The sequence below is a fragment of the Haloactinopolyspora sp. genome (assembly GCF_027324685.1).
Lineage (GTDB): Bacteria > Actinomycetota > Actinomycetes > Jiangellales > Jiangellaceae > Haloactinopolyspora.
Genome location: NZ_DAHVSH010000015.1, coordinates 1 through 14103, shown reverse-complemented (window position 1 = coordinate 14103; position 14103 = coordinate 1). Strand labels below are relative to the sequence as shown.

The following is a 14103-nucleotide window of genomic DNA, read 5'->3' as shown; positions in this document are numbered from 1 at the left end:
TGACAATGGTACCCCGCTCACGAGGGCCGGTGATCATGTCCGCTGGGCCGGATCGGCGCCCTCGAACCGCCCAGCGGACATGATCATTCACTCGGCCTCAGGGCGTGCGGTAGTACTGCGCGATGAGCGCGAACTCTTGCGGGTCGAGGCTGGCACCCCCGACCAATGCGCCGTCGACGTCGTCGCCGGCCATGATCGGCTTGATGTTCGACGACTTCACCGACCCGCCGTACAGGATGCGCACGCTGTCGGCCACCTGGGCGGAGTACGACTCCCCCAACCGGGCCCGGATCGCCGCGGCCATCTCTTGGGCATCCTCCGGCGTGGCGACTTCGCCGGTGCCGATCGCCCAGACCGGCTCGTAGGCGACGACGATCTTGGCCACCTGGTCGGCGGACAGCTTCTCCAGCGCTCCGTCGAGCTGGGCCAATGTGTGCTCGACGTGTCGGCCTTCCTGGCGGACCTCGAGACCTTCGCCGACGCACAGGATCGGGGTCAGCTCGTGGCGCAGAGCAGCCGCCGCCTTCGCGCCGACCAGTTCGTCGCTCTCGCCGTGATACTGGCGGCGCTCGGAATGACCCACCACCGCGTACGTGCACCCGAGCTTCGCCAGGAACGCCGCGGAGATCTCGCCGGTATACGCGCCGGAGTCGTGCACCGAGACGTCCTGGGCGCCGTAGGCGATGCGCAGCTTGTCGCCGTCGACCAGGGTCTGCACCGAGCGGATGTCGGTGAACGGCGGGAGGACCGCCACATCGACACGCTCGAAGTCCTCGTCGGTCAACGAGAAGGCGAGCTTCTGCACCACCGCGATGGCTTCGAGATGGTTGAGGTTCATCTTCCAGTTGCCGGCCATCAACGGCCGGCGGGTGCTCTTCGACACAGCTGTCCTTCTTCGTCGTGACGCCCGGGCTGCGGGCCCGCACGTCGCTTGTGGTTCAGCTCGGCGTGTCCTGCAGCGCCGTCAGCCCCGGCAGGGTCTTGCCCTCGAGAAGCTCGAGCGATGCTCCCCCGCCGGTGGAGATGTGGGTGAACGCCGACTCGTCGAGTCCGAGCTGGCGCACCGCCGCGGCGGAGTCGCCTCCGCCCACCACGCTGGTGCCGTCCACCTGGGCGACCGCTTCGGCTACGCGCCGGGTGCCGTCGGCGAACGGGGCGAGCTCGAACACGCCCATCGGCCCGTTCCACACCACCGTCTTCGCATCGGCCAGCTTGGCCCGGAACTGCTCGACCGTGGCCGGGCCGATGTCGAGACCCTTCTGGTCGTCCGGGATCTCGGTCGCCGGCACCACGCTGGTGGGCGCATCCGCGGAGACGTCGGCGGCGACGACCACGTCGGCCGGGAGCACGACCTCGACGCCGGCCTCGGCCGCGCGGTCGAGGTAGGTGCGCACGGTGTCGATCTGGTCGGCCTCCAGCAGTGAACCACCCACGCCGTACCCTTGGGCGGCCAGGAACGTGAAGGCCATCCCGCCGCCGATGAGCAACCGGTCGACCGTGTCGATCAGGTTGTCGATGACGCCCAGCTTGTCCGAGACCTTCGAACCACCCAACACGACGACGTACGGACGCTCGGGATCGTCGAGCACCTTCGAGAAGGCCTCCATCTCGGCGAGCACCAAGCCACCGGCGGCATGCGGCAGCCGGTAGGCGATGTCGTAGACGCTGGCCTGCTTGCGGTGCACGACGCCGAATCCGTCGGAAACGAACGCATCAGCCAACTCCGCCAGCGCATCGGCGAACGCGGCCCGTTCGGCGTCGTCCTTGCTGGTCTCGCGCGCGTCGAAACGCAGGTTCTCCAGCAGGGCGACGTCGCCGTCGGCCAAGGCCGCCACGGTCTGGCGGGCGCTCTCGCCGACGGTGTCGGTCGCGAACGCGACGTTTCGACCGAGTAGTTCCGAGAGCCGCTCGGCCACTGGCGCCAGCGAGTACTGGGGATCCGGCTCGCCTTTCGGTCGGCCGAGGTGCGCCACGACGACCACCCGGGCCCCGGCGTCGGCCAGGTCCCGGATGGTCGGCACGGACGCGCGGACGCGTCCGTCGTCAGTGATGACGGCACCGTCTGCCTGCTGATCCAGTGGAACGTTGAGGTCCGAACGCACCAGAACCCGCTTGCCCCGCAGGTCACCCAGAGCGTCGATCCCTTTCATGGCCGGCAGTCCCCCGCCGCTCACAGCGAGGAGCCGACGAGGCGCACCAGGTCCGTGCAGCGGTTGGCGTAGCCCCACTCGTTGTCGTACCAGCCGACGATCTTCACCTGGTCACCGATGACCCTGGTCAGGCCGGCGTCGAAGATGCACGACGAGGGGTCGGTGACGATGTCGGACGACACGATCTCGTCCTCGGTGTAGCGCAGGTAGCCGCTCAGCGGGCCCGACTCGGCGGCGGCCTTGAACGCGGCGTTCACCTCGTCGACGGTGACCTCGCGGTTGAGGGTCACGGTCAGGTCGGTGGCCGAACCGGTCGGCGTGGGCACGCGCACGGCGAAACCGTCGAGCTTGCCCTTGAGCTCCGGCAGCACCAGGCCGATGGCCTTGGCCGCGCCGGTGCTGGTCGGCACGATGTTCGTCGCCGCCGCACGGGCGCGGCGCAGGTCCTTGTGCGGCCCGTCCTGCAGGTTCTGGTCGGCGGTGTAGGCGTGGATCGTGGTCATCAGGCCACGCTCGATGCCGAACGTGTCGTTGAGGACCTTAGCCATCGGCGCCAGGCAGTTCGTGGTGCACGAGGCGTTGGAGATGATCGAGTGCGCCGCGTGGTCGTAGGCGCTGTCGTTGACCCCCAGCACGAGGGTCACGTCCTCGTTCTTCGCGGGAGCCGAGATGACGACCTTCTGCGCGCCGGCGTCGATGTGCGCCTTGGCCTTGGTCGCGTCGGTGAAGATGCCGGTGGACTCGAGCACGACATCGGCGCCGAGGTCCTTCCACGGCAGCTGGGCCGGGTCGCGCTCGGCCAGCACCTTGAACGTCTGTCCCCCTGCCGAGATCGAGTCGTCGGTCGCGGTGACGTCGCCGAGCGTGCCGAGGATGGAGTCGTACTTGAACAGGTGGGCCAGCGTCTTGGTGTCGGTGAGGTCGTTCACGCCGACGATCTCGATGTCGTTGCCGCCCTGCGCGAACACGGCCCGGGCGAAGTTGCGTCCGATGCGGCCGAAGCCGTTGACGCCAACACGAACGGTCATGGGACTTGCTCCTTCAAAGAGATTCAGGGTGATGTGTAGTTCAGCGGCCGAGGCACGCTCCGACGCCGGGCCGCGGATCGGCTGGTCGTCCCACCCCGTCGTGGTGACCCAACGTCAAAGACTATGGCATCCACGCCGACGTCGAACATCGCGCCTGGCGCCTCGCCACGTGGTAGTCGGCCCGTACCCGCAACCGGCCGCCACATTCGCCGCAGCCGGGCCGCGAGCGGTCACTGCGCCAGCATGTCCGGTGTCAGGTTGGCGTCGGTGCCGGGCACGCCATCTTCGGCGGCCTTGCGGTCGGCCATCGCCAGCAATCGCCGGATCCGCCCGGCGACGGCGTCCTTCGTCATCGGGGGATCGGACAGCTGTCCCAGCTCCTCCAAGCTGGCCTGACGGTTCTCCAGCCGGAGCATCCCGGCGACACGCAGATGCTCGGGGATGTCGTCGCCCAAGATCTGCATCGCACGCTCGACTCTGGCCCCTGCGGCCACGGCCGCACGCGCCGAGCGCCGAAGGTTCGCGTCGTCGAAGTTGGCCAGCCGGTTGGCCGTGGCCCGCACTTCGCGGCGCATCCGACGTTCCTCCCAGGCGAGCACGCTGTCATGCGCGCCCAACCGCGTGAGCAGCGCGCTGATCGCGTCGCCGTCACGCACGACCACCCGGTCGGTGCCGCGCACGTCCCGGGCCTTGGCTTGGATCTCAAGCCGCCGGGCCGCGCCGACCAACGCCAGGGCGGCCTCGGGCCCAGGACAGGTGACTTCCAGCGCCGACGAGCGCCCAGGCTCGGTCAGCGACCCCCGGGCCAGGAACGCGCCTCGCCACGCCGCCTCGGCATCGTGGTCGGCGCCATTGACGACCTGTGGCGGCAGCCCGCGAACGGGGCGGCCGCTGCCGTCGACCAGTCCGGTCTGCCGGGCCAGCTGCTCCCCGTCGCGTACGACACGTACGACGTACCTGCTTCCCTTACGCAGCCCTCCGGCGGCGACGACGGCGAGGTCGCTGTCGTGGCCGAACACCTCCGCAATGTCACGTCGCAGCCTGCGGGCCGCTACCCCCGTATCAAGCTCGGCCTCGATGACGATCTTGCCGCTGACGATATGAAGGCCGCCGCCGAACCGGAGCAGCGACGAGACCTCGGCCTTACGGCAGCACGTCTTGGTGACCTCGAGGCGAGCCAACTCGTCCTTCACGGATGCGGTCATCGCCATACCGTGATCCTGCCACACCCGGACGCGGCACGTGCCGACGTGGCGATCGTGGCGACGATGCCCCGGGGTCGTTGAATCACACTGACCGGCCTGCCCGTCCGCGAGGCTCAAGCACGCAGACGAGCGCCCGGACGAGTGGACAGGCCTCCCGAGGTGCGCGGAGCACCGAGTGTCTCGGCGTAGACCGCGCCGAGCAGCTCAGGATCGTGCCGAGCGGTGCCGTCGCCCAGGGCTACGTCGGCGACGACGAGCTCGGCGCCCATCTCGCCGGCGATCCGCCGCAGCAACTTCTCGTCCGGACATGACGACCGCTCGGCGATGACGAGGTCGACGGTCAGCTCCGGCGCGTACGCGCCGAGTACCTCGAGGTGCATCTCCGGGGTGAACCCGGTGGTCTCGCCGCCTTCGTCGGCCAGGTTGAGCGTCACGGCGATCCGCGCCCGCGTAGCGGTCAACGCCGCCCGCAGCTCGGGCACGAGCAGGTGCGGGATCACACTGGTGAACCACGACCCCGGCCCGAGGACGATCCAGTCGGCGTCGGCGATGGCTTCCCGCGCTTCCGGGCAGGCCGGCGGGTCCTTGGGGACCAGGCACACGGCGACGACGTCGCCTTCGACCGTGGCGACGGCGTGCTGCCCGGACACCGTCCGGATCTCTCGGCGCCCGTCGGGCAGCCGCTCGGTGGTGCCGACGATCGCCTCGATGTCCATCGGCACCAGCGACATCGGCAACACCCGCCCTTGCGCCCCGAGCAGCCGAGCCACCCAGTCCAACCCCTCGACGTGCCCGCCGAGCAGTTCCCACAACGCGACGATCAGCAGGTTCCCGGCGGCGTGGTTGTGCAACTCACCACCGCTGGCGAAACGGTGCTGCAAGACCCGCGCCCAGGTGCGTCCCCAGTCGTCGTCACCGCACAAGGCGGCCAAGGCCATCCGCAGATCGCCCGGCGGCAGCACCCCCAGCTCGCCGCGCAGCCGGCCGCTCGAGCCGCCGTCGTCGGCCACCGTGACGACCGCCGTGAGCCGCCCGGCCATCCGCCGCAAGGCGGACAGCGACGCGGCCAGGCCGTGCCCGCCGCCGAGCGCGACGACCTTGGGCCCGGCCAGCTTGGACGCGGCCGGTGGCAGCTCGCTCATGCCGGAGCGTTCACTCCCGTCCGAGGTCGCGATGCACGACCAGAGTCTCGATTCCTTGCTTACGCAACCGCTGCGCCAGCGCCTCACTCATCGCGACGCTGCGGTGCTTGCCACCGGTGCAGCCGATACCGATGGTGACGAACCGCTTGCCTTCGCGCAGATAGCCCTGCGAGACCATCGCGATCAGCTCATCGTAATGATCGAGGAACTGTTCGGCACCAGGCTGGGCGAGGACGTAGTCGCTGACCTCCGGATCGCGCCCGCTCTGCGGCCGCAGATGCGGCACCCAGTGCGGGTTGGGCAGGAACCGCATGTCAGCGACCAGGTCGGCATCGACCGGCAGGCCGTACTTGAAACCGAACGAGACGATGATGGCGCGCAAGCCCACCTCGGGCCCGGAGAACGATGCCCGCACCCGTGCGGCCAGCTGATGCACGTTGAGCAGTGAGGTGTCGACCACCACGTCGGCGGCGGCGCGCAGGGACGCCAGCTCTTCGCGCTCGCGTTCGATGGCCTCCACCACCCGGCCGCCGTCTTGCAACGGGTGCGGGCGTCGGGCCGACTCGAACCGGCGCACCAGAGCTTCGTCGCTGGCTTCGAGGAAGAGCACGGTGGGCTCGATACCGTTCTCGCGCAGCAGGTCGAGTGCTCCACGCAGTTCGCCGAAGAACACGCCACCGCGCACGTCGGCGACGACCGCGACCCGCCGCAGCTCGGCACGATCGGTGACTCGCGTGATGAGGTCCATGAGCAGGGACGGCGGCAGGTTGTCCACCACGAACCAGCCGATGTCGTCCAGAGCCGCCGTGGCCGCCGTCTTCCCCGCACCGGACATGCCGGTGACCAAGAGCAGTTCCAGCGTGTCGTCCCGATCGTCAGGTGTGTTGACGGTGGTCATCGCCTGAGTCCCCCTCCATACGTCTCCCCCGCCTTGATCGCCGAGCCGTCGGGCACCGTGGTGATGGCCAGGCGGCGATCATGATTCCAGAACCTCGCCGGTCGCGGTGTTGACCTCCGGTGTCGCCGGGCGTTGCGCCAACGCCTCGACGACGGCCTTCGCCGTGGCCGGACCGAACCCGGGAACGGCTGCGATGTCTTCCATGCTCGCAGCTCGCAGCCGCTTGAGCGAACCGAACTCCGCCAGCAGCGCCTTGCGTCGTTGCGGCCCCAGCCCCGGCACGGAGTCGAGGACGCTGTCGATCATGGACGTGGACCGGCGCTGACGATGGAAGGTGATGGCGAACCGGTGTGCTTCGTCCCGAACTCGCTGCAGCAGATACAGACCCTCGCTGGTGCGCGGCATGATGACCGGCGAGTCGGTGTCGGGTAGCCACACCTCTTCGAGCCGCTTGGCCAGCCCCACGACCGGGATGTCGCTGACCCCGGCTTCGTCCATGGCTTCCCGCGCAGCATCGACTTGCGGCTGTCCGCCGTCGACCACCACCAGGCCCGGGGCGTAGGCGAACGCCCTCGGCCGCCCGGTCTCGGCGTCGAGGCCGGGACGGCCCTCACCGCCGGATTCGCTCAGGCGCCGGAAGCGCCGGGACAGCACCTCACGGATCGCGGAGACGTCGTCGAAGCCCTGATCGCCCCGGACGGTGAACTTGCGGTACTCCTTCTTGCGCGGCAGGCCGTCCTCGAACACCACCATGGAGCCGACGACTTCGGTGCCGGCCAGGTTCGAGATGTCATAGCACTCGATGCGCAGCGGTGGCGCGTCGAGCTCCAGCGCCTCCTGGATCTCTTCGATCGCCTTGCTGCGTGTGGTCAGGTCGCTCGCGCGTTTCGACTTGTGCAGCTTGAGTGCCTGCGCAGCGTTGGCCGCCACCGTCTCGAGCAGGGCGCGCTTGTCGCCGCGCCGCGGAACCCGCAGGTCGACCTTGCCACCCCGGAGGTCGGCGAGCAGTTCACCCAGCGCACCGACCTCGTCCGGGTCGTCGGGCAGATCGGAGACGAGGATCTCGCGCGGGACGGCCTCGCCGCCGAGCTCGCCGTACAGCTGCAGCAAGAACCGCTCGACGAGTTCGCCCGCGCTGACGTCGTCGGCCTTGTCGGCGACCCAGCCGCGCTGTCCGCGCACACGCCCGCCTCGGACGTAGAAGATCTGCACGGCCACCTCGAGCGGATCGTCGGCCAGGGCGATGACGTCGGCGTCGGTACCGTCGCCCAGCACGACGGCGTTGGCCTCCATGGCCCGCTCCAGCGCCGCGATGTCGTCGCGCAACCGGGCGGCACGCTCGAAGTCCAGCTCGGCTGCGGCTTGCTTCATCTCGCGCTCGAGACGACGGACGTACGCCGTCGTCTTTCCTTCGAGAAAAGCGACCAGATCTTCGACGATGGCCCGATGCTCATCGGCATCCACGCGGCCGACGCACGGGGCCGAACATTTGCCGATATACCCCAGAAGGCACGGCCGGCCGATTTGGCGCGAACGGTTGAATACACCTTTGGAACAACTACGAACCGGGAACACCCGGAGCAATTGGTCGAGCGTTTCGCGAATCGCCCACGCATGGGCATAGGGCCCGAAATATCGAACGCCGCGCCGTTTCGCCCCGCGCATCACCAGAACGCGCGGATACTCCTCGTTCAAGGTGACTGCCAGGTACGGATAGGACTTGTCGTCGCGGTAGCGGACGTTGAAGCGGGGATCGAACTCCTTGATCCAGGAGTATTCCAGCTGCAGCGCCTCGACCTCGGTGCGCACGACGGTCCACTCGACCTTGGCGGCCGCGGTGACCATGGCCAGGGTGCGCGGATGCAGAGCCGAGAGGTCCTGGAAGTACGACGATAGCCGTGCACGCAAGCTCTTGGCCTTGCCAACGTAGAGAACACGGCCGCTCGAATCGCTGAAACGGTAGACACCCGGCTCGACCGGGATGGACCCGGGCGCCGGGCGGTACGTCGACGGGTCGGCCACGCCTCCAAGCCTATGCAACGGCACCGACACCGGCTCATCGCCGGCCGCCGGGCCGACGTGTCCGGGCGCAGCCCGCTCCCCCGCGCGACGACCGGCTCGACATCAGCCACGGCGAAGTTCGCCGGTGTCGAACCGGGCACAATCCGCATTTTTCAACCGGGGTGTCGACGGCAAACATTCGAACAATACGGATTCGACTGCTGGCCCGGCGCCGTCAGAACTATCTTTTGCCCTGCACGCAATGAATCTTGGAGGCCTGATGGGTGCAATGATCAAGACAGACGTGGACTTCGTCGATGAACTCACCGACTCGTTCACCGAGCTCGGTTCCGACATCGGAGACTTCGTACCGCGACTCGTCGTCGCACTTCTACTGCTACTCGTCGGCCATTGGATCGCCAAACTCATTCGACGAATCCTCGTCGCAGCACTGGAGAAACTCGGTGCCGGCCGGCTGACCGAGGCGACCGGCTTGGAGCGGCCGCTGCAGCAGGCCGGGACGTCCGGGGTGCAGCTGATCGGGCAGGTCGTGTACTTCCTGATCTTCGTCGTCTTCATCCAGATCGCCGCCGAGGTGCTCGGCATCGAGCAGCTGACCTCGATGCTCAACGAGCTCATCGCCTACATTCCGCTGATCGCCGTCGCGCTGCTCGTGCTGTTCATCGCCGCGGCCATCGCCGACTGGGCCGCGCGAGTGGTCCGGCCCTTCGCCGAGAGCCGCAACATGGGCTGGATCAGCACGGCCATCCGCGTCGGCGTGCTCGTCATCGGTGTCCTCGCCGCGCTCGACACGCTGAACTTCGCCCCGTCGGTGACAGCGAAGATCGAGAACACGCTCCTGCAGTACCTGCCCCTGGCGGTGCTCGTGGCCGGGACGATCGCCTTCGGAGTCGGCGGGATCAAGACCGCGCAGCAGTGGTGGGCCAAGCTCGCTCCTCGCCCGGACGACGGCGCCCCGAGTGCGCCGACCACCCCGGGTACCCCGGGCACCCCGGCCGGCGGATACGGAGCCGGCGGGCAGGAGCCGCCGGAGTCGCCGACCTCGTTCTGACGACGGTGCCTTTCGGGCCGGGTGCACAGGTGCGCCCGGCCCGAAATCGTCGCGAACCGCCGTCGCCCGGTTGGGCAGCAGGTACGCTGCCCAACCGTGAACGGCAAGGATCAGCACCCGCCGCGTCCCCTTGTGCTGCTCGCCGACGACGAGCCCGACGTCCTGGACGCTGTCGAGCCGTTTCTCACCCGCAGTGGTTTCGACGTCATCACGGCCACCGACGGCTTGCTCGCGCTGGACGAGGTGGACCGCCGGGCCCCGGACGTGTGCGTCCTCGACATCCTGATGCCCGGCGCCGACGGCCGTGAAGTACTGCGGCGGCTGCGTAAGCGCGACGACTGGGTGCCGGTGCTGCTGCTCACCCAGGTCGGCGAGGCGGTCGAGCGCGCCATGGCCCTGGAGGAAGGCGCGGACGACTATCTGAACAAGCCGTTCGATCCGCACGAGCTGGTCGCGCGTATCCGTGCGGTCCTGCGGCGCTCCGGCGCCGGGCGCGGCTCGTTGGCCACAGCGTCGGTGCTGTGCAGCGGAGAGCTGCGCCTGGACCGCGTCGGCCGGCGCGCCACCTTCGGGCGGCGCGAGCTCACCCTCACGCCGAAGGCTTTCACGTTGCTCGAGTACCTCATGGTCCATCCGGACGAGGCGCTGTCCAGAGAGCGACTGCTCGGCGTGCTGTGGGGTTTCGCCGATGCCGTCGGCACCCGCGCGGTCGACAACCGCATCGCCGAGGTGCGGCGTGCACTCGGGGACGACGCCACCGACCCGCGCTGGATCGTCACGGTGCCGGGTGCGGGCTACCGCTTCGCCGCTGACGTGTCGCCACCGGTCGGGCGGTCCTGATCATGGATCGCACCGTCTACTTCACGACGTCGGTCCCCGCGGCGATCGCCATGGTGGTGCTCGCGGTCGTGGTGATCTTCGGCGCGGTGGTCGCGGCCCGCCGCAGCCGCGACCGTGCCGCAGCCCGGGCCCACGCCGAAGCCACCGACGCCGCGGCCACCGCGCGGGCGCGGCTGCTGACCCGGCTCGATCACGAACTGAAGAACCCGCTCACCGCGTTGCAGACGGCCGCGGCGTCCACCCAGCAGCTCGTCACCGCTGAGCATGACGAGCGGCCCGACGTGGAGGCGGCCATCGCCGCCATCGGCACGTCGTCCCGGCGGATCGCCAGGCTGCTGGCCGACCTGCGCAAGCTCACCGACATCGAGACCCGCGACATCGACCGTCGCCCCGTCGACGTCGCAGCGTTGATCGACGTCGTCGTCGACGACGCCGGGACGGCACCCGGAGCCGACGAGCGCACCATCACCACGTCGGTCCCCCGCGCACCCTGGCCGATCCCGAAGGTGCTGGGCGACGAAGACCTCCTGCACACCGCCGTCCTCAACCTCCTCACCAACGCGATCAAGTACTCGACGCCCGGGGACACCATCGAGGTACGCGCCAGTGACGTGAACGGGGCCTGGGTGGCCGTGGACGTCGCTGACACCGGCCGCGGCATCCCCGACGACGAACACGAGGGGGTCTGGGACGAGTTGTCCCGGGGCGCCGACGTTCGCGCCATCCCTGGCAGCGGCATGGGACTCGCGCTGGTGCGGGCCATCGTGCACCGGCACGACGGGTCGGTGGAACTGCGCAGCCGCCCCGGCGAGGGGACCTCGGTGCGCCTGCTGATCCCAGCCATCGACCGGAGCGGGTGATCGCCGACGACGGTGCCGAGATCGGTGCGCCGTGTCGCGGATCTGCGACATCGCTGCGGCCACCGTGACATGCACCGTTCCTAGCGTGTGGGTCATACGAGAAGCACGGCTCACATCGCCACCGTGCATCCGGTGACCAGCAAAGGAGCAGATCCATCATGAGGAATTCGCGTATCCGCCGCTCGTCCGTCGCCGTCGTCGCCGCCACCTGTGTCTTCGGTCTGGGCGCCTGCAGCGTGGGACTCGAAGACGAGACCGACGCCGCGGCGACGCAGTCCCAGGAGGCCACCGACCCGGCTCCCACCGGCGAGCCCGACGACGAGTCGAGCACACCGCCGGAGGAGACTGTCGGCTCCCCGGCCGATGAGCCCGACAGCCAGCCCGACAGCGAGCCCGAGAACGAGACCGATGACGCCGACGACGCCTTCGATCCCGACCCGGCCGGTATCGCCGAAGGGCTGACGATCAAAGCTCGGCCTCAGGGTGGTCAGGTCACCGCTGAAGGGGCCTACGACTGCGGCGGCCAACCGGTCACCGTCGCGTCCACGCTGGAGGCCGTCGTCCTCACCGGGGACTGCCCGGAGCTGAGCGTGCAAGGCGCCGAGTCGAGCGTGTTGGTGGCCTCCGACGTGCCGACCGAGCTCGCGGTCAACGCCCACTCGGTCAACGTCCTGCTGAACATCGCGGCCGATGTGAACGTCCGCGGTGAATCGAACCAACTCGGCTTCGCCCGAGCCGACTCGGTCACCGTCGCCGGCAGCGGCAACGAGCTGGCCTTCGACAACACCGGCTCCGTCACGATCGAAGCAGCGGGACAAGAGAACAAGGTCGTCTTCCTCGAGGCCGGGAGCATCACCGTGGCCGGCGACGCGAACGGGGTGGGGTACCGGTCCGGACCGCCGCCGGTGGACAACGGCGTCGGCAATGAGTTCATCAGTGGCCAGCAGGCCGGCGAGTACGTGGCCGATGTACTCGCAGAGCTGGAGAGCACGTTCGTCGAGCTCACCGAGTCGCTGCCCGCCTGAGGCGGGCCGAGACAGCGCCGTGGTGCGGCCCCGGTTCGACCGGGGCCGCACCTTCGGCTGCGCTCACTCGCTTTTGATGATGTCCGTGCCGTCGACGGTGATGGCCACCTCAGGCAGCGGAGCCGTAGCCGGTCCGGCTTGCACCGAGCCGTCGGCAGCGGAGAACCGACTGCCGTGACACGGGCACTCGATCTGCCCGTCAGCCACGGCTGTGACCGAGCAACCTTGGTGAGTGCAGATGCTGCTGAAGGCGCGGAACTCTCCAGCGGTCGGCTGGACCACGACCATGCTGTGCGCATTGACGACCACGCCGCCGCCCACCGGCACCTCGGAGGTCGTCGCCACGGCCTCCCCGGCCGCGCCGTCGCTCGGCTCGGCCGGCTCGCTCGGCTGGCCGCGCTCAGTCGGTTCGTCAGCCGCCGACGGCGACGCCGCACCGTCGTTCTGTGCACCCGCGCCGGAGTCGTCGTCGCTGCAGCCGGCCAGAAGCCCTGCGACCCCGAGCGCGCCGAGTCCCATCAATGCGGTGCGTCGATCCACGTCGATGCCCGCGCGGACATCGTGCTGGCCGATCGCTGTCGATGCCGGATCATGGTGGTCCATCGCGCGCCCTCCCCGGTCGCCTCCGAGGCGACCACAGTGACGACGGACCTCGCCGCCGAATGCCGCCGGCCTCGTGATGACAACTACGCGCTGCGTACCCCGAATGGATTGCGCCACCCGGCCTTGAATCGACCCGTTTCGACCCGTTTCTGACCGCGCCTTGTGTCGTCGCCGCTGGTTGCGAGATCATCGGCCATGCTCTCCGCCTCCGAGGCCGACGAGAATCCGCTGGTCGTCGCGGTTCCGCAGCTGGTGGGCCGCGACCGGGAAATCGCCGCGCTCACCGATGCGCTGGCTCGTCCACCCGCGTTGGTGTTGATCGAAGGCGAAGCCGGCATCGGCAAGAGCCGCCTGCTGCACGAAGTACTGGCCGCGGCAGCACCGTCGACTCGCCACGCCCTGCGGGCCGTCTGCCCGCCGCTGCGTGAATCCCTGACTCTCGGGCCGGTGGTCGATGCGCTGCACGTGGCCAGACCCAGCGTTGCCGGCATCGGGCTGACCGACCTGGCCGGTGCACTGCGACCGTTGTTCCCCGAATGGTCCGACGACCTGCCGCCGTCGCCGGACCCGCTCGACGACGCCAAAGCCGCGCGCCATCGGCTTTTCCGTGCACTCGCGGAGTTGATCGACGCGATCGCCGTGGACGTGCTCGTCATCGAGGACGCGCACTGGGCCGACGAGGTGACGCTGGAGTTCCTGCTGTTCCTGGCCTCTCGGCAACACGCCCCCGCGATGAACGTCGTGGTGACCTATCGGCCCGATGAAGTCGACGACCAGTCGCTGCTGCTGCGCTTGTCGTCGCGCCCGCCGGCCCGCGGCGCCTTGGTGCGGATCGCGCTGTCCCCGCTCGACCAGGACGACACCGCGACGCTCGTGTCGAGCATGTTGGACGGCAAGCCGATGTCGGCGGAGTTCGCCGCGTTCATGCACGAACGCACCGATGGCGTGCCATTGGCCGTGGAGGAGTCGGTCCGGCTGCTGTGCGACCGCGCTGACGTGGTCTTCCGTGGCGGCGAATGGGTGCGGTTGAGCCTCAGCGAGTTGCAGGTCCCGCCCACGGTGCGAGACTCCGCGCGGGAACGGGTCGGGCGCCTGGGGCCCGCGGCCCAGCGCGTCCTGGACGCCGCGGCGACGCTGGTCGAGCCGTCCAGCGAAACAGTCCTCGGTGCGACCACCGGGCTGGGGCCGCAGGAGTTCAAAGCCGGCCTGTCCGAGGCGGCCAACGCCGGCCTGCTCGACGCCGACGAGCGTGGCCGGTGGCGGTTCCGGCACGTGCTGA

At 69.3% G+C, this 14103-nt stretch carries 13 protein-coding genes; 5 read left to right on the top strand and 8 right to left on the bottom strand.

Annotated elements, in window-relative coordinates; genetic code table 11:
• Nucleotides 1-97: 97 nt before the first annotated feature.
• From tpiA to uvrC, 7 genes are all read right to left on the bottom strand, one after another.
• On the bottom strand, nt 98-856 hold the full coding sequence (tpiA, locus tag M6444_RS02235) for a triose-phosphate isomerase (RefSeq protein WP_363326209.1): 759 nt from the start codon (nt 854-856) through the stop codon (nt 98-100).
• Nucleotides 857-938: 82 nt separating this feature from the next.
• Complete coding sequence (locus tag M6444_RS02230) at nt 939-2150, bottom strand: phosphoglycerate kinase (protein ID WP_298322552.1); 1212 nt, start codon at nt 2148-2150, stop codon at nt 939-941.
• 20 nt (nt 2151-2170) lie between these two features.
• A complete protein-coding gene (gene gap / locus M6444_RS02225; RefSeq protein ID WP_298322549.1) occupies nt 2171-3178 on the bottom strand; it encodes a type I glyceraldehyde-3-phosphate dehydrogenase in 1008 nt (335 codons plus the stop codon).
• 230 nt (nt 3179-3408) lie between these two features.
• Nucleotides 3409-4389 (bottom strand): DNA-binding protein WhiA, encoded by a 981-nt coding sequence (gene whiA / locus M6444_RS02220; protein ID WP_298322546.1) that lies wholly within the window; start codon nt 4387-4389, stop codon nt 3409-3411.
• A 107-nt stretch (nt 4390-4496) separates the two neighbouring features.
• Nucleotides 4497-5525, bottom strand: a complete 1029-nt coding sequence (gene yvcK, locus M6444_RS02215) for a uridine diphosphate-N-acetylglucosamine-binding protein YvcK (RefSeq protein WP_298322543.1) — start codon at nt 5523-5525, stop codon at nt 4497-4499.
• 10 nt (nt 5526-5535) lie between these two features.
• Nucleotides 5536-6423, bottom strand: coding sequence for an RNase adapter RapZ (gene rapZ / locus M6444_RS02210; RefSeq protein WP_298322541.1), 888 nt, complete (start codon nt 6421-6423; stop codon nt 5536-5538).
• Nucleotides 6424-6501: 78 nt separating this feature from the next.
• Complete coding sequence (uvrC, locus tag M6444_RS02205; RefSeq protein ID WP_298322538.1) at nt 6502-8445, bottom strand: excinuclease ABC subunit UvrC; 1944 nt, start codon at nt 8443-8445, stop codon at nt 6502-6504.
• A gap of 268 nt (nt 8446-8713) precedes the next feature.
• Between uvrC and M6444_RS02200 the strand changes: the two genes are divergently transcribed.
• The 4 genes from M6444_RS02200 (at nt 8714) to M6444_RS02185 (ending at nt 12221) form a co-directional block, all read left to right on the top strand.
• Nucleotides 8714-9496 carry a hypothetical protein gene (locus M6444_RS02200; RefSeq protein ID WP_298322536.1) on the top strand — a complete coding sequence of 261 codons (783 nt, stop codon included), beginning with the start codon at nt 8714-8716 and terminating at the stop codon, nt 9494-9496.
• A 96-nt stretch (nt 9497-9592) separates the two neighbouring features.
• Nucleotides 9593-10336, top strand: coding sequence for a response regulator transcription factor (locus M6444_RS02195; protein ID WP_298322533.1), 744 nt, complete (start codon nt 9593-9595; stop codon nt 10334-10336).
• Between the two features lie 2 nt (nt 10337-10338).
• Complete coding sequence (locus tag M6444_RS02190; protein ID WP_298322530.1) at nt 10339-11196, top strand: HAMP domain-containing sensor histidine kinase; 858 nt, start codon at nt 10339-10341, stop codon at nt 11194-11196.
• A gap of 158 nt (nt 11197-11354) precedes the next feature.
• The gene (locus M6444_RS02185; RefSeq protein ID WP_298322527.1) at nt 11355-12221 is read left to right on the top strand and encodes a hypothetical protein; all 867 of its coding nucleotides are present in this window, start codon (nt 11355-11357) and stop codon (nt 12219-12221) included.
• Nucleotides 12222-12284: 63 nt separating this feature from the next.
• Here M6444_RS02185 and M6444_RS02180 read toward each other — a convergent pair whose 3' ends face one another.
• Nucleotides 12285-12824: a Rieske (2Fe-2S) protein gene (locus M6444_RS02180; RefSeq protein ID WP_298322524.1), complete on the bottom strand. Its 540-nt coding sequence runs from the start codon at nt 12822-12824 to the stop codon at nt 12285-12287.
• A 195-nt stretch (nt 12825-13019) separates the two neighbouring features.
• Between M6444_RS02180 and M6444_RS02175 the strand changes: the two genes are divergently transcribed.
• Nucleotides 13020-14103 (top strand): AAA family ATPase (locus M6444_RS02175; RefSeq protein ID WP_298322521.1); only part of this gene is annotated, 1084 nt, incomplete at its 3' end.